Below are 20,804 nucleotides of genomic sequence, written 5' to 3' on the forward strand. Positions count from 1 at the left end.
GGTCCGCCGTTCACCGGTTCAATGTGGTACTGGCAACCGGCATGTGCGTCGCGGCCTGGTCGAGCACCACCTCGGGGTCGTCGGCCTCGCTGTCCGACTCGTTGTCCAGCGTGCGATGCATCCGTTCGACATCTAGGTCGCCGGTCCATTTAGCCACCACCACCGTGGCCACGCCGTTGCCGATCAGGTTGGTCAGGGCGCGCGCCTCCGACATGAAGCGGTCGATGCCGAGGATCAGGGCAAGGCCTGCTACCGGGACATGCCCGACCGCCGACAGCGTGGCCGCCAGCACGATGAAGCCGCTGCCGGTGACGCCGGCAGCGCCCTTGGACGTGAGCAGCAGCACCGCCAGCAGCGTGAGTTGCTGCGTCAGGCTCATGTCGGTGTTGGTTGCCTGGGCGATGAACACCGCCGCCATGGTCAGGTAGATGGAGGTGCCATCCAGGTTGAAGGAGTAGCCGGTCGGGATCACCAGCCCGACGACAGACTTGCGGGCACCCAGGTTCTCGAGCTTGGCCATCATGCGCGGCAGCACCGATTCCGACGAAGACGTGCCCAGCACGATCAGCAGTTCTTCCTTGATGTACCTGATGAATTTCCAGATCGAGAAGCCGTGGGCTCGTGCGATCCCGCCAAGCACGATAAAGATGAAGAACAGGCAGGTCGCATAGAACGTCGCCATCAACTGGCCCAGTTGCAGCAGCGAACCCACGCCATACTTGCCGATGGTGAAGGCCATGGCACCGAACGCCCCGATGGGCGCGACCTTCATGATGTATCCGACGATGGTGAACAGCACGTGCGAGAACTTCTCGATGAAGTCGAACACCAGCGTGCCGCGCCCGCCGAACTTATGCAGGGCGAAACCGAACATCACCGCGAACAGCAGCACCTGGAGAATCTCACCCTTGGCGAAGGCGTCCACCACGGTGTTCGGGATCACGTGCAGCAGGAAGTCCACGCGACGCCGCTGACGATCTCGAAGTACAGCAGCGCCAGCCCGCCGGTCTTGCCGACCTTCTTCATGTCCTCCATCCCGGCGATACCCACCACGACCGTGCAGAAGATGATCGGTGCGATGATCATCTTGATCAGCTTGATAAAACCATCGCCCAGCGGCTTCATCGCCTCGCCGGTCTGCGGGTAGAAGTGGCCCAGGATGACGCCGATGACGATCGCGGTGATGACCTGGAAATAGAGGGATCTGTAGAACGGCTTCGGATGATTGTCTTTGTCCATGGTGGTCTCCTGTTTTTGGTTCGCGATCGCTGTCGGCGTTCAGATGCTAGATCCCTGCCGCCTGCGCCGTGGCGCGCTGGGAGCCGGCATCGACCGTCGCCACCGCCGTCATGTTGACGATGCGGCGAACGGTCGAGGATGAGGTCAGGATGTGCACGGGGCGCGCGGCGCCAAGCAGAATGCCGCCAACCGTGATGCCGCCGCCCGCCGCGATGCGCATCAGGTTGTAGGAGATATTGGCGGCGTCGACGTTGGGCATCACCAGCACGTTGGCTTCCGTGACCAGGCCGGAGTCGGGGAACTCTTGGTCCAGGATGGGCTTGGACAGCGCCGCATCGCCGCGCATCTCGCCTTCCATGGCCAGCGACGGGGCGCGCGATTTCGCCAGCGCCAGCGCCTCGCGCATCTTCACCGCGGCCGGGGCGGTGGAGCCGCCGAAGTTGGAGTGCGAGAGCAAGGCCACGCTCGGCGTGATGCCGAAGCGGCGGACGGCTTCGGCGGCCAGCAGCGCGATGTCGGCGATCTGTTGCGCCGTCGGGTCGAGGTTCACGTGCGTGTCGCAAATGAACAGCTGGCGGCCGGGCAGCATCAACATCTGCATGGCGGCAAGCGTCTCGCTGCCGGGCTTCAGCCCGATCGTGTCCCGCACATAAGCCAGGTGGTCCTGGAAACGGCCCACGGTGCCGCACAGCATCGCGTCGGCCTGGCCTTGCCGAACCAGCATGGCGCCCAGCAGCGTACCGCGGCTGCGCACCTCCGCCTGTGCCAGCGCGCGCGAGACGCCGTCGCGGCGGCTAATCTGATAGTACGCCTCGGCAGCGTCGCGGTAGACGGCAGGATCGAGCGGATCGATGCATTCGCAATCCTCGCCCGGTTGCAAGCGCAGGCCGAATTGCGCGATGAGCTGGACAATCACGTCGGGACGGCCCACCAGCATCGGGCGCGCGATGCCCTCGTCGATGACCACCTGCGCGGCGCGCAGCACGCGCTCGTCCTCGCCTTCCGCGTAAATCACCCGCTTCGGCGCGCGCTTGGCGGCGGCGAATACCGGCTGCATGGCGCTGCGCGACTGGTAGACGAACTGGCCGAGCCGCTGGCGATACGCCTCCATGTCCGCGATCGGGCGCGTGGCCACGCCGCTGTCCATTGCCGCCTGGGCGACGGCGGGCGCGACGGCTTCGATCAGGCGAGGGTCGAACGGCTTGGGAATCAGGTATTCGGCACCGAAGCGCAGGCCGACCGCGCCGTACGCCTGGGCCACCACCTCCGGAATCTCCGCATGGGCGAGTTCGGCAATGGCGCGCACGGCGGCCAGCTTCATCTCTTCATTGATGGTGGTGGCCCCGACGTCCAGTGCCCCGCGGAAGATGAACGGGAAACAGAGGACATTGTTGACCTGGTTCGGATAATCCGAGCGCCCGGTGCCAAGGATGGCATCGGGGCGCACGGCCAGCGCATCCTCCGGCGCGATCTCTGGCGTCGGGTTGGCCATGGCCAGGATGATCGGGTCGCGCGCCATGGTCTTGACCATCTCTGGCTTGAGCACGCCACCGGCCGACAGGCCGAGAAAGATGTCCGCGCCGCCGATGATGTCGGCCAGCGTGCGCGCGGAAGTGTCCTGCGCATAACGCGCCTTGTTCGGGTCCATCTGCTCCTTGCGGCCGAGATAGACCACGCCGTTGCTGTCGGAGACGAACACATTGCCCATGGGCAGGCCCAGGCTCACGATCAGGTCCAGGCAGGCGAGGGCGGCCGCGCCTGCGCCCGACGCTACCAGCTTGACCTCGCTGATATCCTTGCCGACATGCTTCAGCGCGTTGAGGATGGCGGCGGCGGCCACGATGGCGGTACCGTGCTGATCGTCATGGAAGACCGGGATCTTCATACGCTCTCTCAGCTTCTTCTCGATATAGAAGCACTCSGGYGCCTTGATGTCYTCSAGGTTGATGCCGCCGAAGGTMGGCTCCATGCGGGCGATGGTTTCGATCAGCGCATCGGGGTCGTCTTCCGCCAGCTCGATGTCGAAGACATCGATGCCCGCGAACTTCTTGAACAGGCAACCTTTGCCCTCCATCACCGGCTTGCCGGCCAGCGGGCCGATGTTGCCCAGACCCAGCACCGCGGTGCCGTTGGTAATCACCGCGACGAGGTTGGCGCGCGACGTGAGGTTCATCGCCTCGGCCGGATCGCGCACGATCTCCATGCAGGCGTCGGCGACGCCGGGCGAGTAGGCCAGAGCGAGATCGCGCTGTGTGGCCATCGCCTTGGTGGGCGTCACGGAGATCTTGCCGGGCGTGGGATAGCGGTGGTAGTCGAGTGCGGCTTCGCGAAGGTTGTCGGTCATGGTTGTCTCTGTGGCTCGGTCGGGGCGCCGGAACGGCGGCAGACGTTCGTGCAATCTCTTGTGTGTGGCGGCACGACGCAAAGCGCTGCGTCGTGTGCCCGTGTCAATTTCCTTTTATTTCTTCTTCACCGGCGGCAGGTCGGTGCAATGGCCCTCAAACACCTCGGCGGCCATCCCGATCGATTCACCCAGCGTCGGGTGCGGGTGGATCGTCTTGCCGATATCGGCGGGCTCGCAGCCCATCTCCACGGCCAGGCAGATCTCGCTGATCAGGTCGCCCGCATGGGTGCCGACGATGCCACCGCCGATCACGCGATTCGTGGTGCTGTCGACGAGCAGCTTGGTGAAGCCCTCGTCGCGTCCGTTGGCAATGGCGCGCCCGGAGGCGGCCCACGGGAACACCGCCTTGCCGAACTGGATCCCTTCGGCCTTGCATTGCTCTTCGGTCTTGCCGGCCCAGGCCACTTCCGGGTCGGTGTAGGCAACCGACGGGATCTGGCGCGCGTCAAAGAAGGCGGGCTCGCCGTGCGCCGCCTCCGCCGCCACGTGCGCTTCGTGTACGGCTTTGTGCGCCAGCATCGGCTGGCCGACGATGTCGCCGATGGCGTGAATGTGCGAGACGTTGGTCCGCATCTGCTTGTCGACTTCGATGTAGCCACGCTCGGTGACGGCCACCCCGGCCTTCTCCGCGGCAATGGACTTGCCGTTGGGGCTGCGGCCCACGGCGACCAGCACCACGTCGTATACCTGCGGCGCGGGCGCCTCCTTACCCTCGAAGCTGACTTCGATGCCTGCCGGCGTGGCCTTGGCGCCAACCGTCTTGGTCTTCAGCATGACGTGGTCGAAGCGGTGAGCGTTTTTCTTCTCCCAGACCTTGACCAGGTCGCGGTCGGCACCCTGCATCAGGCCATCGAGCATTTCCACGACATCGATGCGGGTGCCCAGCGTGGAATACACCGTAGCCATTTCCAGGCCGATGATGCCGCCGCCCACCACCAGCATGCGCTTCGGGATCGACTTCAGCTGCAGCGCCCCGGTGGAGTCGACGACGCGTTCGTCGTCGGGCATGAACGGCAGCTTCACCGCCTGGCTGCCCGCAGCGATGATGGCCTTTGCAAACTTGACGACGCGCTTTGCGCCATCGGCTGCCACGACTTCGAGGTGATGTGGGTCGAGGAAGCTGCCCACGCCGGTGACCACCTCGACCTTGCGTGCCTTGGCCATGCCGGCCAGGCCGCCCGTGAGCTTCTTGATAACGCTGTCCTTGAACGCGCGCAACTTGTCCAGGTCGACCTCGGGCGCACCGTACTTGATGCCGTGGTCGGGCAGATGCGCAACCTCATCCATCACCGAGGCTGTGTGCAGCAGCGCCTTGGAGGGAATACAGCCGACGTTGAGACAGACGCCACCGAGCGTCTCGTAGCGCTCGACCAGCACCGTTTTCAAGCCCAGGTCGGCGCTGCGAAACGCGGCCGAGTAGCCACCGGGGCCGGCGCCTAGCACCAGCATCTCGCATTCCAGGTCTGCCGTGCCGCTATAGCTCGCGGCGTTAGGCACCGGCACGGAGGGCGCAGCCTTCGGCGGTGCGGCAGTCGGCGCCGCGCCGGCCGCCACACCCGTGGCCTCTACTATCAGGATCACCGAGCCTTCGCTGACCTTGTCGTTGACCTTGACCAGGATCTCTTTCACCACGCCGGCATGCGAGGAGGGGATCTCCATCGATGCCTTGTCGGATTCGACGGCAATCAGGCTGGTGTCCACGGCGATGGTCTCGCCGGGCCGGACCATGACCTCGATCACCGTGACGTCCTTGAAATCGCCGATATCCGGCACCTTGACTTCGACACGTTGGGTCATTGCAGCGCGCCCCTCAGAACAGCACACGCCGCAGATCGGCGAGCAGGTTGGCAAAATAGACGTTGAAGCGGGCAGCCGCGGCCCCGTCGATGACGCGGTGGTCCCATGACAACGACAGCGGCAGGGTCAGGCGCGAGGCCCAGTTCTTGCCATCGCCGGAGTGCTGCTTCCAGAAGCTCTTGCAGACACCCATGATGGCAACCTCGGGTGCGTTGATGATGGGCGTGAAGTTGATCCCGCCGATGCCGCCGAGCGAGCTGATCGTGAAGGTGCCGCCCGACATCTGGTCGGGCTTGAGCTTGCCTTCCCGCGCCAGCTTGGCCAGTTCGCCCATCTCCCGCGCGATGTCGGGGATGGACTTCTTGTCGACGTCGCGGATCACCGGCACCATCAGGCCGTTGGGCGTGTCGGCGGCAAAGCCGATGTGGTAGTACTGCTTGAGCACCAGGGTGTCGCCGTCCAGACTCGCGTTGAATTCCGGGAATTTCCTGAGCGTGGCCACCGCTGCCTTCATCATGAAAGGCAGCATGCTGATCTTGATGCCGCTCTTTTCCAGCTCCTTGTTCATCTGCACGCGGAACTGCTCGAGATCGGTGATATCCGCCTCGTCATGCGTGGTGACGTGCGGGATCACGACCCAGTTGCGGTGCAGGTTGGCGCCGGAAATCTTCTTGATGCGGCTAAGTTCCCTCCGCTCGACCGGGCCGAACCTGGCAAAGTCCACCTTGGGCCACGGCAGCAGGTCCAGGCCCGCGCCGCCACCAGCGGGCGCGGCGGCAGGCCTGGCGGCGGGCGTTATGGCGCCTCCCGAGCGGGCGAACGCCTCGACATCGGCTCGCAGGATGCGGCCATGCTCGCCACTGCCGCGCACCTTGCCCAGGCCCACGCCGGTCTCCCGGGCGAGCTTGCGCACCGCCGGTCCGGCGTAGGCGAGCGCGAAAGCGGGTTCGTCCACGCCACTCGAAGCTGGCGTAATGGGCGCAGGCGCCGCCGCGAGGACCGGAGCCGGCGCCGCGGATGCCACCGCCGGTGCGTCGCCGGTAGCCAGTGTCATGATGATGCTGCCTTCGCTGACGGTGTCGCCCACCTTGACGTGGATCTCCCTGACCACGCCGCCCAGCGGAGCCGGCACGTCCATGGTGGCCTTGTCGGACTCCAGCGACACCAGCGGATCCTCCGCCTTCACCGTGTCGCCGACCTTGACGAAGACTTCGATCACCGGCACATCCTTGTAGTCGCCGATGTCGGGGATGCGCACTTCGGCCAGCCCCGCAGGCGCGCTGAGCGGCGAGGGCGGCGCGCTTACGCTGGGCTTGGCGGTGCCGGCCGGCACCGCCAAGCCCATGCCCTCGAACTGCATCAGCAGGCTGCCCTCGCTGACGGCATCGCCCASCTTGACGTGGATCTGCCTGACCACGCCGCCTTGCGGGGCCGGCACGTCCATGGTGGCCTTGTCGGATTCCAGCGAAACGAGCGGGTCCTCGGGCTTGACCAGGTCGCCCACCTTGACGAACAACTCGATCACCGGCACGTCCTTGAAATCGCCGATGTCGGGCACCTTGATATCAATGGCTTGGTTCATAGTCTTCAATCCTTGGCGTGTCAGACCGTCCACGGCGCTGCGCGCTCGGTGTCCACCGCATACTTGGCAATGGCCTCGGCCACCACCGCCGGCTTGATCGCGCCGTTATCGCTCAGCGCCTTGAGCGCGGCGATGGCAACGTGGTAGCGGTCGACCTCGAAGAAGCTGCGCAGCCTGGCGCGGTAGTCGCTGCGGCCAAAGCCGTCGGTACCCAGCACGACGTAGCGCCGTCCCGCGGCCTGCACGTATTCGCGTACCTGGTCGGCGTAGTTGCGCATGTAGTCGGTGGAGGCGATCACCGGGCCTTCATGGCCTTCCAGGCTGGACTCGACCCAGCTCTTGCGCCGGGGCTCGGTGGGGTGCAGCAGGTTCCAGCGCTCGGCGGCCATGCCGTCGCGGCGCAGCTCGTTGTAGCTGGKGSMGCTCCAGATGTCGGCGGTGACGTTGAAGTCCGCCTTCAGCAGCTCGGCGGCGGCGATGACCTCGCGCAGGATGGTGCCGCAGCCCATGAGCTGCACGCGCAGCCCGCCCTTGCCGGCCTTGCCGCCGTCCTTGAGCTTGTAGAGGCCCTTGAGGATGCCGGCCTCCGCGCCTTCGCCCGCGTCCGCGAGGCCGGGGTGCGGGTAGTTCTCGTTCATCAGGGTGATGTAGTAGTACACATCCTCCTGGTCCTGGTACATCCGGCGCATGCCGTCGCGCACGATGGTCACCACCTCGTAGGCGAAGGTGGGATCGTAGGAAACGCAGTTTGGGATGGTGCCGGCGATGATGTGGCTGTGGCCGTCCTCGTGCTGCAGGCCTTCCCCGTTGAGCGTGGTGCGCCCGGCGGTGCCGCCGAGCAGGAAGCCGCGTGCTCGGATGTCGCCCGCCAGCCAGGCCAGGTCGCCGACCCGCTGGAGCCCGAACATCGAGTAGTAGATGTAGAACGGGATCATCGGCACGTTGCTCGTGCTGTACGAAGTCGCAGCAACAATCCAGCTCGACATCGCGCCGCCCTCGTTGATCCCCTCCTGCAGCACCTGGCCGTCCTTGGACTCCCGGTAGTACATGAGCTGATCGGCGTCCTGCGGCTTGTAGAGCTGCCCGACCGATGAGTAGATGCCTAGCTGGCGGAACATGCCCTCCATGCCGAAGGTGCGCGATTCGTCGGGCACGATGGGCACCACATGCTTGCCGATGGCCTTGTCGCGCACCAGGGTCCCCAGCATCTGCACGAAGGCCATGGTGGTGGAGATCTCGCGCTCGCCGGTGCTGTCGAGCAGGCGCTGGAACGTGGACAGCGGCGGAATTTCCAGCGCATGCGACTTGCTGCGGCGGGCCGGCAGGTAGCCGCCCAGCGCCGCGCGCCGCGCGCGCAGGTACTGCATCTCGGGGCTGTCCTCGGGCGGCTTGATAAAGGGGATGTCGGCCAGTTGCGCGTCGCTGACCGGAATCTGGAAGCGGTCGCGGAAACCGCGCAACGCGTCCTGGGTCATCTTCTTGGCCTGGTGGGCGATCATCTGGCCTTCGCCGGATTCGCCCATGCCATAGCCCTTGACCGTCTTGGCCAGGATCAGCGTGGGCTCCCCGGTGTGCTTCACGGCGGCAGCGTAAGCCGCGAACACCTTCTCGGGATCATGGCCGCCGCGCGTCAGGCCCCAGATCTCGTCGTCGCTCATGTCGGCGACCAGCGCCTTGAGTTCTTCGTACTTGCCGAAGAAGTGCTCGCGTACATAAGCGCCGCTCTTGCTCTTGAAATCCTGGTATTCGCCGTCGACGCATTCCTCCATGCGCTTTAGCAGCAGGCCGCTCTTGTCCCTGGCAAGCAGCTTGTCCCAGCCGCCGCCCCAGACCACCTTGATCACGTTCCAGCCGGCGCCGCGGAAGACGGATTCCAGTTCCTGGATGATCTTGCCGTTGCCGCGCACCGGGCCGTCCAGCCGCTGCAGGTTGCAGTTGATGACGAAGATCAGATTGTCGAGCCGCTCGCGGCCGGCCAGCGAGATTGCGCCCAGGGATTCGGGCTCGTCCATCTCGCCGTCGCCCATGAAGGCCCAGACCTTGCGCGCCGAGGTGTCCGCCAGCCCTCGGCCTTGCAGGTACTTGAGGAAACGCGCCTGGTAGATCGACATCAGTGGGCCCAGCCCCATCGACACGGTGGGGAACTGCCAGAAGTCCGGCATCAGCCAGGGGTGGGGGTAGGAGGAAAGCCCGGTGCCGCCGGTTTCCTGCCGGTACCCGAGCAACTGCTGCTCCGTGAGCCGGCCTTCGACAAAGGCGCGCGCGTAGATGCCCGGTGCGCTGTGGCCCTGGATGTACAGCAGGTCACCGCCGTGCTGGTCGGTGGGCGCGTGCCAGAAGTGGCCGAAACCGATGTCGTAGAGCGTCGCCGCCGACTGGAAGCTCGCGATGTGGCCACCGAGTTCCGACGACTCCTTGTTGGCGCGCAGGATGATGGCCATCGCGTTCCAGCGGATGATCGAGCGCAGGCGATGCTCGATGGCGCGGTCGCCGGTCGATTGCGCTTCGTCCTTGGGGGCGATGGTGTTCCGGTAGCCCGTGGTCAGCGAGCGCRGCACATAGAGGCCGTCGCGCCGCGCTTCATCGACCAGCGCATTGACCAGTTGGTTGGCCCGCTCGGTGCCGCGATGCTGCGTGACCGCCTGCAGGGACTCCAGCCATTCGGCGGTCTCGACAGGATCGAGATCGCCCGCTTCTCGTGCGCTCATATTGTCTCCACGTGTTTTGTTTTGAGGTGCGTCAGATGATGCTGCGGCAGAGGGATATAGCAATCGCCGTGCCATTGCCGGGATGGCCGCGGACGGATCGCAAGTCGTTGATTAAACGGGAAACTGTTTGTGCCGGCCGGGCGGCCCGGTTGTGATTCCATATTGCGGCGCCTGGATCGTTATGAGATTTCATGTGAGGGCATCAGGGATTACCCCAGTCTGCGCGGGGGCCAGTTGCTCCGGGCTGCCGCGCGGGTGCTTCGGCGATGTCTTCGGTGTCTTCGGTGTCCGGCAACTGCGTCGGGCTCAGTTCGCCTTCCCATTTGGCGACCACTGCCGTGGCGATGCTGTTGCCGATGACGTTGGTCGCGGTCCGGCCCATGTCGAGGAACTGGTCGATGCCCAGGATCAGCAGCAGGCCGGCTTCGGGCAGGTTGAACATCGGCAGGGTGGCCGCCACCACCACGATGGAGGCGCGGGGCACGCCGGCGATGCCCTTGCTGGTGACCATCAGGACCAGCAACATGGTGATCTGCTGCGTCAGGCTGAGTTCGATGTTGTAGGCCTGCGCGATGAACAACGCGGCGAAGGCCTGGTACATCATCGAGCCATCGAGGTTGAACGAGTAGCCCAGCGGCAGCACGAAGCCGGTCACCTTGTCGGGGACGCCGAACTTCTCCATCTGCTCCATGGTCTTCGGATAGGCGGCCTCGCTGCTGGCGGTGGAGAAGGCGAGGATGGTCGGCTCGCGGATCAGCTTGAGCAGGGTGAAGACCCGCCCGCCGAGGAACAGGTAGCCCGCGCCCGTCAGCACCAGCCACAGTACAACCAGTCCCAGGTAGAAACCGCCGATAAACTTGCCGTAGGTGAACAGCACGCCAATACCCTGTACGGTAATGGCGGCGGCGACGGCGGCAAAGACGCCGAGCGGCGCAAAGCGCATCACGAAGTCCGTGACGCGCAGCATGATCGCCACCAGTTCCTCGATCGACGCGACCAGGTGATGCCCCACCTTGCCCTTGAACGATGCAATGGCGAAGCCGAAGAACAGCGAGAACACCAGGATCTGCAGGATCTCGTTCTGCGCCATGGCTTCGAACACGCTCTTGGGAAACACGTGCGTAATGAAGTCCTTCAGGTTCAGCGACGAAGTCTTGAGATTGGTGGCGGTGCCGATCTCCGGCAATGGCAGGTTCAGCGCATGGCCGGGCTGCAGCAGGTTCACAAAGAGCATGCCGAGCAGCAGCGAGATCAGCGATGCGGTGATGAACCAGCCCAAAGCCTTGATGCCGATGCGGCCCACCGCGCTCGCGTCCTTCATGCCGGCGATGCCCGCCACCAGCGTGCCGAATACCAGCGGCGCGATGATCATCTTGATCATGCGCAGGAAGATGTCGGTGACGATCGAAAAGTAGCCGGCAATCTCTTTCGCCATCCCCGCATTGGGCGCGAGGGTGTTGCAGAGATAGCCGGTCCCGATGCCCAGGACCATGGCGACCATGATCTGGGTGGTTAACTTGTTGGCTTTCATGTTGCGGTGTCTCCGGGGATTGCGGCAGATCGTTGTCTGGCCGTCGATTTGCGGGGCGGGGGCCCGCTGCTTCTTGCGGCGCTGGGGACGCCGTGACTCAGTTCACCGGGCGCGCGGCGCCAGGCTCAGCGGAGTGGGCTGCGTCAGCACTTCCGGCCGCAGGATCTGGTCGAGTTCCTCCCTGGACAGCAGCCCCTTTTGCAGCACGATCTCGTACACGCTGCCGCCGGTGGCGTGGGCCTCTTGCGCTACCGCCGTGGCGTTGGCGTAGCCGATATACGGGTTCAGGGCGGTGACGATGCCGATGGAGTTTTCCACCGTGGCGCGCAGGCGTTCCTCGTTGGCGGTGATGCCATTGACGCAACGCTCGGCCAGTGTCAGGCAGCCATTGCGCAGATGGCTGACGCTCTTGAACAGGCTGTGCGCAATGATCGGCTCGAAGGCATTCAGTTGCAGTTGCCCGGCTTCGGCGGCGAAGCTGACGGTGATGTCGTTGCCGATGACCTCGAATGCGATCTGGTTGACCACCTCGGGGATCACGGGATTCACCTTGCCGGGCATGATGCTCGATCCGGCCTGCATGGGCGGCAGGTTGATCTCGCCCAGGCCGGCGCGCGGGCCGCTGGAGAGCAGGCGCAGGTCGTTGCAGGTCTTGGAGAGCTTGACCGCCACGCGCTTGAGGACGCCCGACAACTGCACGAAGGCGCCGCAGTCCTGCGTGGCCTCGATCAGGTTCGGCGCGGTCATCAGCGGAATGCCGGTGATCTCCTTCAGGCGCTTCAGGATCAGCGGTGCATAGTCCGGGTGCGCGGTAATGCCGGTGCCGATCGCAGTGGCGCCCATATTGATCTCGCAGATCAGCAGCGCCGCTTCGCGCAGCCGCTGCTCGTCCTCGCCGAGCATCACGGCATAGGTGCTGAACTCCTGCCCCAGCGTCATCGGCACGGCATCCTGCAACTGGGTGCGGCCCATCTTCAGCACATGCTTGAATTCCTCGGCCTTGCGCTCGAACGCCCGCCGCAACACCGACATGGCGTCCACCAGCCCGAGGATGCCGAACCAGGTTGCGACYTTGAGGGCCGTCGGGTAGACGTCGTTGGTGCTCTGGCYGATATTGACCTGCTCGTTCGGATGCAGGTACTGGTATTCGCCTTTTTTGTGGCCCAGCAGCTCCAGCGCGCGGTTGGCGATCACCTCGTTCGCGTTCATGTTCGTCGAGGTGCCGGCACCGCCCTGGATCACGTCGACGACGAATTGGTCGTGCAACTTGCCGCCGAGCAACTCCGCGCAGGCCTTGACGATGGCATCGCAACGGGTTTCATCGAGCAGGCCGAGTTCATGGTTTGCCAATGCGGCTGCTTGCTTGATATAAGCCAGGGCCTTGATCAGATCCGGATAGATAGAGATGGGAGTGCCCGTGATCGGAAAATTTTCCACTGCACGCAGCGTGTGCACACCGTAATAGACATCGGCCGGGACTTCGCGATCGCCCAGCAGGTCATGTTCGGTTCTAAAAGATCCATTCGTCATCGGTGTGCTCCTCGCAGGTTTTGATGAATGAGAGGAGTGCAAGCTTATGGAAGCCACCGGCGCGTTGCGACCTTGATGCGAATTTGTCATGACGCGCATTGAGATATGCATGCCGGCGATGCTGCGCCATTAGCGGTGCCTGCTGGTTCTACGAGACAACCCGGATGCACGTGGAGGGATGTTGCAAATTTGGAATACGGCGCCGCGAAATTTGCATCACGGTATCGGGGTTCCACCAATTATTCCGTGATCGCCTTGCCGTATGATGTGACTCAGACCTTTCGCCTTCCACCCCGATGCCGAGTAGATTCCATCATGGAAACCAAGTGGCTTGAAGACTTCCTGTGCTTGGCGGAAACGCGGAGCTTTTCACGCGCGGCAGGCGACCGCCATATCACCCAGTCAGCGTTCAGCCGCCGCATCATGGCGCTTGAAGAGTGGCTGGGTGTCAGCCTGGTCGATCGCAGCGTGCATCCGGCAACCTTGACGACCGCCGGCTGGCTGTTCCGCCGCCTGGCGGCCGACCTGCTGCGTGACGCCTATGCGGCACGCGCACTGCTGAGCAGCCGGCAGCCCCTTGCCGAGAGCGACAAGGTCATCCGGTTTTCGGTGGCGCACACGCTGGTGTTCACTTTTTTTCCGGCCTGGCTCAAGTACCTGCACCGCAGTTTCGGGGCGCTGAGTGCCTGCGTGCATGCAGTGAATGTGCCCGAAGGCGTCCAGCAACTGGTCGACGACGATTGCGACATCCTGCTGGGCTACCACCATCAGCAGTTGCCGATCCTGCTGGACCCTAACGGCTTCCCGTTCCTGAAGCTGGGCGTTGAGCGCATCCAGCCGTACTCGGCGCCGGATAAGGACGGGCAGCCGATTTTCCGCCTGCCCGGCACGAGCGCCAGACCGTTGCCGTTCATGGCCTATTCATCCGGTGCCTTCCTGGGCAATGTGGTGGAGATGATCCTGCTCAATTCACCGGAGCCTTACGGGCTGCAACGGTGCTTCGAGACGCACATGTCGGAGGCCTTGAAGGCCATGGTCGTGGCCGGGCATGGCGTCGGCTGGTTGCCGGAGAGCTGCGTCAGCGACGAGGTGAGAGAGGGGCGGCTGGTGCTGGCCGGCCCGGGGGCGTGGTCGACGAGCCTGGATATCCGGCTGTATCGTTCGGCGACCAATCCGAAGCCCCTGGTCGATGAACTTTGGGCCTTTATCAGCCATGTACCGGACGCGCAAGCGATGGGACGCCTGGCGGAATCGAGCGACTGCGGCTTGTAGGGCAGGATGGGAAAGGGCCGGGCACGACACCGTCGTACCCGGCCCCGTCCGCGCTCAACTCAATACTTCCACAGGATCTTCTGCAGTTCCTGGGTGTCGTTGGTCTTGGTCAGCGCCAACGCCATCAGGATGCGCGCCTTCTGCGGCAGTTGGTCGTCGGTCACCAGCCAGTTGTACTTGTCGTCCGGCTGCTCGGCGTTGCGGATCACCGCGCCGCTGCCGGTGCGCGAGGCGCGCACGATCTGCACGCCCTTGGCGCGTGCCGCCTTGAGCGGCTCGACCATGTAGTCGCCCACGCTGCCGTTGCCGGTGGCGGCATAGAGGGCGAACGGAAGGTCTCGACCTTGAAGGTATTGCTCTTGGTGACGTCGCGCCCGGTATGGATCTCGTCGTTCAGCACCACCAGCGTGCCCTTGCCCTTGGATTCGGGGCTGGAGGCCACGAGCACGGCGTCGTACAGGTTGAGCGCGCCGTCCGCGCCCAGGGCAGTGCCAGGGCGCATCGATCCCACCACCACCACCGGCTTGTCGCTCTTCAGCGTCAGGTTGAGGAAGTAGGCGGTTTCCTCAATGGTATCGGTGCCGTGGGTGATCACGATGCCGTCCACGTCGGGCTGCTTGAGCAGTTCCGAAACGCGCTTGCCCAGCTTCAGCAGGCGCTCGTTATTGAAGCTCTCCGAGCCGATCTGGAAGACCTGCTCGCCCTTGACGTTGGCGACCTTCGAGATTTCCGGGACCGAGGCGATGATCTTGTCCACCGGCACCACGGCCGACTGGTAGGCCGCGGTATTGGTGGCGGCAGCGCCGGCGCCGGCRATGGTGCCGCCGGTGCCGATRATGACGATATTGGCCTTGCGGGCTTCGCTGGGGGCGCTCGCCTGCGGCGGCGCGGCGGCGGGCGGGGCAAGCTGCGCATGGGCGGCGCCGGTGGTCAGGCTGGCGGCGAGCAGCAGGGCGCCGATGGTGGTGAGACGGACGGAATGCTTCATGATTCTTCTGGCTCTCTATGGCAGCAGGCAATGCTCGTTGGCCGGACTGCCGGTGAAATCCGCAGTCCGGCCCGAGGGTTTCGTTGGCGCGTGGCGCCGGGGATTTATTTTCTATCGATCAGCCAGCCGATCAACAAGCCGACGGCGGCTGCGACACCGATCGATGTCCAGGGACGTTCATGCACATAATCGTCCGCCAGGCGCGCCGTGTGGCGGCTTTTTTCGACCACGACGTATTGCACGTCCGCCATCTTCTTCTTTGCCTTCTTCAGGCGCGCCTGCACCTTGCCAGGCACTTCCTCCGCCGGCCCGCTCGCGGCGTTGGTGGTGGGTACCAGCAGGCTATCCACTTCGCGCAGGGCGTTCCCGGTATTCGACATGATTTTCTCCTCGTTGAATTGCTTGAATGCTTGGCTCATTCTGGTCAAACGGTTAATCAACTACTGAACGACTGAACTGCGGGAATACTGAATTGCGGCATGAATGAACGACTGGCCGGGATACTCAGTTGTATCCCAGCACGGCGACCGCCTTCAGCTCCTCTTCGTCTGCACTGGTGCCGCAGTCGAAAGGGTCGAACGGGGGACTCGGGAGCGCGGAGGCCTGGGGGGCCGGCATGGGTTGCGACTCTTTGATGATCAGCGGGTAGCTGCGAAGCACATGGTTGGCGATGACTGGCATGGCAAGTCGTTTGTTTCCGGATTGGCGTTCAGATCATGTCGCGAGTTCGCACAAGACGCGCGTTGGTCATGGGGGCGACGTGGTCTCCATTCTGTTTGAAGCTGCGCTTGTTCTCCCTGTGGCAGTGCCGGGGAGGGGCAGGTTCAATGCCTGCCTAGCATAAGGAAGATCCGGCGCGCGAATAAGAGCCAATCCGGAATAGTTGATGGAACCGCCTTCTTGCGTCCTGCCAGGTGGCCGGTCAGGCTGTCGCGCGGCCGGATGAGGATGCATCGAGCCCGTTACCGACGCTGTCTGGCCTGGCGGATTTCCTGATGGCCTCGATGGATTCGAACCGCTGCCTTGTTTCTTCGGGAAAGCGGGCAATGAGCGCGGCGATCAGCGTCTCGGTTTGCGCCAGCGCAGGTACCTTGGTATCGAACGGCGAGTCCGTCCGGACAAAGCTGGTGAGCGTGGCCGCGGAGAAGCCAGCGATCGGCGACTTCCATTCATCGGTGAAGAGGATGATCTTCGCGCCGAGACGTTGCGCGGCGGCGGCAAAGTCGATGACGGTTTTCTGGTATCGGCGATAGTCGTAGACGACGAGGACATCGTCGGGGCCGATGTCGACCAGCACCTCGTTCGCCCGCTCCAAAGCCGGCTCGATATGGCGGACCTTGGGCCGTACATGCGTCAGGAGAGACGTGAAGCGCGCCGCGAGGAATGCACTGGATCGCCCGCCGGTGCAGAACACGGATGATCGCGGCTCGCCAAGCAGATCGACGGCGGTATCGAAGTCTTCCGGCGAAGCGCAGTGCGCCACCCGGCTGACGGACATCGCCAGGCTTGCCAGCAGGGGCTTCTGGAAGTCTTCCCCCGGCCCACCGTGCGTGCTGGCTCCCAGCCGCGAAAGCGGTGAATTCATCGCCTCATCCACCTCCGCCAGCAGCGCCCGCTGGAACGCCGGGTAGCCATCGAACCCGAGCTTCACGACCAGCCGGTACACCGTCGGGTCGCTGACCCCCGCTTGCGCCGCAAGGTTGGAGATGGAGGTCAGCGCGGCGCTCGGATAGCTGGCGAGCAGCGTTTCCGCCACCTTCAGCTCGGACGCGGTAAAGCCGGAAGCCCGGTCTGCCAGCGTGTCTCTGATGGATAACTTGGCCACGCTCTCTCCGGGAGTGGATCATAAAAGGAATGCCAGCCTGAAAGTAATGAGCATTACAGTTCGTGGCATAAAACGGAGAATAGCACTCGCGACATTCYGGACCGATTGCGCGTAAACCCTTGGTTTCGCCAGGGAGATGTGCCGTGTATTGTCTGTCAATGTCATGTTTGTCTCACCGTGGCCCATGTCTATGTATTAGACGTTACAGCGTGCCGTGAGCCGCCGGTACCGCTGGCACGCGACGCCGAATGCGAAGGACAGCCTGTGCCGGGGCATCCTGGTAAGCAGCGTAGAGGGAGCAAGGACCTTGAAAGAGACGCCACTAATCGACTGGCTTCTCGGGCGCAGTCACTGGAGTCAACCCGATCGATCGGGGCTTCCCCTGAACCGGCAGTTGTTCGATGACATCCGCGGCGCGATCCTGGCCGGACAGTTGTCCGCCGGTACACGCTTGCCACCGACACGCGAGGTTGCCAAGGGGCTGAACATTGCCCGCAACACTGTCCTGTATGCGTATGAGCGCCTCACCGATGAGGGCTATACGCTCACGCACGGCGGTAGCGGAACGTATGTTGGCGATGCCCCTCCCGATCCTGTCCTGCGTGATTGCGGGTCCGGCGTAAGCCAGGCGGAGGAGGTCGCAGCAGTGCGCGAGGCGTCTCGCTTATCGGCGCGAGGCCGTGAGTTGCTTGACGGCGCCGGCGCGTCGGACCGGCAGGTGGGCTCGTTTGTGCTCGGCATTCCGGACGTCAGGCAATTCCCGCGCGCGATATGGCAGCGGATCATCACCCAGGTCTGGAAAACGGCTTCCCAGGAGCAACTGGGCTACGGCACCCGGCATGGCTGCCCGCCGCTCAAACGTGCGCTTGCGGAGTACCTGGCCCTGGCGCGCGGCGTCGACTGCCTGCCCGAACAGATCGTCGTGACGCAGGGCAGTCACCAGGCGATCGATCTCTGTGCCCGCCTGCTTGGCGACCCCGGCGACGTGGTGTGGGTCGAAGACCCCGGTTACTGGGGCGCGCGCAGCGTGTTCCGCGCGGCGGGGCTGAAGGTGGAGGCGGTGCCGGTGGACGCGCAGGGCATGCAGCCCCCCGTTGCGCCCGAGACCGGACCCAGGCTCATCTTCGTGACGCCGTCACACCAATACCCCAGCGGCGTGGTGATGAGCCTCGCGCGGCGCCGCCTGCTGACGGAGTTGGCGCATCGGCACAGCGCCTGGATCATCGAAGACGACTATGACAGCGAATTCCGCTACCACGGTGCCCCTTTGCCGTCGCTGCAGGGCCTGGACCCGCATCGCAATACGGTCTACATCGGCAGCTTCTCCAAGGTGCTGTACCCCGGCCTGCGGCTCGGCTTCCTGATCCTGCCGCCGGCGCTTGTGGATGCCTTCGCCGTAGCGCATTCCGAGTTGTATCGCGGCGGGCAATTGCAGATACAGAACGCCCTGGCGAACTTCATTTCGGACGGACACTACGCAGCCCATATCCGACGTATGCGGAAGATCTATGGCGAGCGCCAGGTCCTTCTGACGCAGGAATTGCAGCGCCAGCTAGGCGGCGAGATCGACATCGTCGGCACCGATACCGGGCTGCACCTGACCGTCCTGCTGCGCCGTGCCAGCGATCATCAGGTATCCCGCGCCGCGCTGGCCCACGGGATCGTGGCGCGCTCGCTGTCTTCCTACTTTGCCAATCCGCTGCGCGCGCAGAACGGCCTGGTGCTGGGTTACGGCGGGGTCAGTGAAGAGGAGATCGCGCCCGCGGTGGCCAGGCTCGCGTGCGCGATTGAATCGGTGGGGGATGGTTGACGCGTATCGCCTGTGATCCTGGGCTCCTCGTCGACCTCAACCGGATCATCGGTGGACGTTCGACGAACGTGGGCCCGGGAACCAGGGTTGACCTTGTCGGCGAAACGCACGCGCAAGCGTGCATTCTTGGATGAGATGAGTCAGATTGTTTCCTGGGGCGGACTTGGTCGCACTGATTGAAGCTCAGGGTGATGGCTTCGGTCGTCCAATGTGTGCGACCGGTCCGCAGATCCCCGTTCAGAATTTCAGGCCAGACCGGTAAATGACTTCTGGTTTTGAGTAATGCAATGCCCCCCCCCCGGCTATGATCGCCCTGCCAGTGGAGCGCCACTGGTGGCCGCTCTTGGCGAATTCCATCGGGGTCGCAGGCTTGGCCTGCACTAGGCCGGATATAAGTCTGCAACCAACCCTGATCGAGCATCGCGTGACATTTACCTAGCAAACCGGGGCGCGTTCATATAAGTGTGACCGGTGCGTCGATCACGGCTGTGACGCTGCTCGACAAGGAACATCAGCACTATCGAGATGAAGTCGGCATGTCGATGCCACCGGTTCCTCGCATGGTCATCCGGCCGGAGACGACTGCTTGCGTTCCGTGGCGTCGGTGCTGCAGTCGGTGGCAGAGAAGTATCAGATGATTGCCGGGCGCATCGGCGGTGAAGAGTTTGCGCTGCTGCGGTGCGGTTCCGCTTCGCCCTCGCTCGAAGAGGTGCTGGAGCATCTGCGCGTCGCGATTGAGGGGCTGGCGATCGAGCATCGCCATTCTCCGTTCGGCATCGTGACGGTCAGTATCGGGGCCTCGCTTACGCGCAAACAGGGGCAGGTCGAGTCGACACATCGAGAAGTCCTTGCGATCGCGGACCAGGCGCTCTATGCGGCGAAGAAGGACGGTCGGAACAGGGTGGCTTGTCAGGGAATGGCATGCATCTGGTGCCCGTGCGACGATTGCGCGACCGCCTGAATGCGAGCTGACACGATGAGGTAGCCTGATTGGACATTGTCCTTTGGCCGGTGCATAGCGTCTATCACGGCCACCGGTTCCCTTCCGCCGGCCTGGATTTCCAAAAGGCAGCCGCCCCCCCAAGTCTGGCGCTCCCAGAAGACGGCAGAACGCTGGGTCCGGCGCCTCCTCACACCACAGGCCTTCAGCAGCAGGATGAGTGTCAGCGGGGCGCCAGTCCTCTGTTCGACATGTCGAACTGGACCAGCATCGGGGTGACGGTCGTTTCTCTTACAGCGGTGCAGGCAGTGTCGCGGAGGGTTGCGCTGGCGCGGCCGGCTTCTTGTCGCTCGTGCCGCTGTAGGCGAAGTACTTGGCCTTGGCGCCCTTGGCCCAGTACGCCAGGGTGAACTGCTTGCTGTCGCGGGCGTAAAGCATCTCGAGGCTGCCGTTGGCTGCTTCCCACTCGGCGTAGCCGTTCCCGGCATTGGGGTCGGTCTTGCGCTTGGACTCGTAGCGGGCGTCGAGCGTCTTGCTGACCTCATCCATCGCGGACCGGTCGAATGTCAGGGTAATGAGCGCCACGGTGTCCTGGGCGTCGCAGTTCACGGTCGCGCGGGTCAGGCCTGGCAGATTGAAGCGATCCAGGTGCTTGATCTCGACGGTGTCACCGCCTGCCCACGGCGCCGTGCCAGTCTTGACGCGATTCGGACCGGGTGTCATCCGCGCACACTTGGTCTTGCCAAGTTCAAGGCCCAGGGGCGCCGCGTCCTTGCCGGGCGGCTGTGCGTGGGCGGTGATCGATGCCAGCAGGAGGGCGGAGAGGAGGGTGGCCTTCTTTATCATGATTTTGGCGAGATTGATATCTCGAAACGAACATGAGGGAGATTTTACGGCCTGCGGCCCCGCCGCCAGTTCGCGCATGCGTGTTTCTGATCTGGGCACGCTCCAAATAGACTGCGTTCTACAGGAATATGGCCTCGTTATGGTCACGGCCGCGTCTTGCGATTCCCCCTGGGCAGTACCTTCGCACCCGCGCAGCGGCCGTGAAACCCGCAGGGGTTCCACGGAGCCTGGCGCATTTCGTTCAGACCTTGGCGTGGGTGGCGGCCCATTGCGACGGGTTGACGTCGATGCTCAGCGGGCCGAAGCCGGAGCCGATCACGCCGACGTTGTTG

At 64.1% G+C, this 20,804-nt stretch carries 12 protein-coding genes and 3 pseudogenes; 3 read left to right on the plus strand and 12 right to left on the minus strand.

What is annotated here, in order from left to right:
* Positions 1-10 precede the first annotated feature (10 nt).
* The 7 genes and pseudogenes from AC1DN0_RS32340 to aspA form a co-directional block, all read right to left on the minus strand.
* Positions 11-1,239, minus strand: a pseudogene (locus tag AC1DN0_RS32340) (dicarboxylate/amino acid:cation symporter).
* Positions 1,240-1,285: 46 nt separating this feature from the next.
* Positions 1,286-3,583 carry an NADP-dependent malic enzyme gene (locus tag AC1DN0_RS32345; protein WP_441633457.1) on the minus strand — a complete coding sequence of 766 codons (2,298 nt, stop codon included), beginning with the start codon at positions 3,581-3,583 and terminating at the stop codon, positions 1,286-1,288.
* A gap of 114 nt (positions 3,584-3,697) precedes the next feature.
* On the minus strand, positions 3,698-5,440 hold the full coding sequence (gene lpdA, locus AC1DN0_RS32350; RefSeq protein WP_477111964.1) for a dihydrolipoyl dehydrogenase: 1,743 nt from the start codon (positions 5,438-5,440) through the stop codon (positions 3,698-3,700).
* Positions 5,441-5,453: 13 nt separating this feature from the next.
* Positions 5,454-7,022, minus strand: coding sequence for a dihydrolipoyllysine-residue acetyltransferase (locus tag AC1DN0_RS32355; RefSeq protein ID WP_477146296.1), 1,569 nt, complete (start codon positions 7,020-7,022; stop codon positions 5,454-5,456).
* A gap of 20 nt (positions 7,023-7,042) precedes the next feature.
* Complete coding sequence (gene aceE, locus AC1DN0_RS32360) at positions 7,043-9,730, minus strand: pyruvate dehydrogenase (acetyl-transferring), homodimeric type (protein WP_477146297.1); 2,688 nt, start codon at positions 9,728-9,730, stop codon at positions 7,043-7,045.
* Positions 9,731-9,932: 202 nt separating this feature from the next.
* The gene (locus AC1DN0_RS32365) at positions 9,933-11,261 is read right to left on the minus strand and encodes a dicarboxylate/amino acid:cation symporter (RefSeq protein WP_441633449.1); all 1,329 of its coding nucleotides are present in this window, start codon (positions 11,259-11,261) and stop codon (positions 9,933-9,935) included.
* 102 nt (positions 11,262-11,363) lie between these two features.
* Positions 11,364-12,791: an aspartate ammonia-lyase gene (gene aspA / locus AC1DN0_RS32370; protein ID WP_477146298.1), complete on the minus strand. Its 1,428-nt coding sequence runs from the start codon at positions 12,789-12,791 to the stop codon at positions 11,364-11,366.
* A gap of 315 nt (positions 12,792-13,106) precedes the next feature.
* On the opposite strand from aspA, the gene AC1DN0_RS32375 reads away from it, so the two are divergent.
* The gene (locus tag AC1DN0_RS32375) at positions 13,107-14,063 is read left to right on the plus strand and encodes a LysR substrate-binding domain-containing protein (protein ID WP_441633492.1); all 957 of its coding nucleotides are present in this window, start codon (positions 13,107-13,109) and stop codon (positions 14,061-14,063) included.
* 59 nt (positions 14,064-14,122) lie between these two features.
* Here the strand turns inward: AC1DN0_RS32375 and AC1DN0_RS32380 are convergent.
* The 4 genes and pseudogenes from AC1DN0_RS32380 to AC1DN0_RS32395 all read right to left on the minus strand — a co-directional run bounded on the left by AC1DN0_RS32380 (position 14,123) and on the right by AC1DN0_RS32395 (position 16,876).
* Positions 14,123-15,051 (minus strand): annotated as a pseudogene (locus AC1DN0_RS32380) (asparaginase).
* 104 nt (positions 15,052-15,155) lie between these two features.
* A complete protein-coding gene (locus AC1DN0_RS32385) occupies positions 15,156-15,431 on the minus strand; it encodes an ElaB/YgaM/YqjD family protein (RefSeq protein ID WP_441637421.1) in 276 nt (91 codons plus the stop codon).
* Positions 15,432-15,555: 124 nt separating this feature from the next.
* Positions 15,556-15,732: a hypothetical protein gene (locus AC1DN0_RS32390; RefSeq protein WP_441637423.1), complete on the minus strand. Its 177-nt coding sequence runs from the start codon at positions 15,730-15,732 to the stop codon at positions 15,556-15,558.
* 241 nt (positions 15,733-15,973) lie between these two features.
* Positions 15,974-16,876: a MurR/RpiR family transcriptional regulator gene (locus AC1DN0_RS32395; RefSeq protein WP_477112181.1), complete on the minus strand. Its 903-nt coding sequence runs from the start codon at positions 16,874-16,876 to the stop codon at positions 15,974-15,976.
* Positions 16,877-17,183: 307 nt separating this feature from the next.
* On the opposite strand from AC1DN0_RS32395, the gene pdxR reads away from it, so the two are divergent.
* On the plus strand, positions 17,184-18,686 hold the full coding sequence (gene pdxR, locus AC1DN0_RS32400; protein ID WP_441637426.1) for a MocR-like pyridoxine biosynthesis transcription factor PdxR: 1,503 nt from the start codon (positions 17,184-17,186) through the stop codon (positions 18,684-18,686).
* Positions 18,687-19,254: 568 nt separating this feature from the next.
* Positions 19,255-19,647, plus strand: a pseudogene (locus AC1DN0_RS32405) (GGDEF domain-containing protein); the annotation flags it as partial.
* A gap of 270 nt (positions 19,648-19,917) precedes the next feature.
* Here AC1DN0_RS32405 and AC1DN0_RS32410 read toward each other — a convergent pair.
* Positions 19,918-20,472 carry a hypothetical protein gene (locus tag AC1DN0_RS32410; protein ID WP_441637428.1) on the minus strand — a complete coding sequence of 185 codons (555 nt, stop codon included), beginning with the start codon at positions 20,470-20,472 and terminating at the stop codon, positions 19,918-19,920.
* Positions 20,473-20,804: the final 332 nt, after the last annotated feature.

This window comes from Cupriavidus sp. 05N39 (assembly GCF_056397325.1).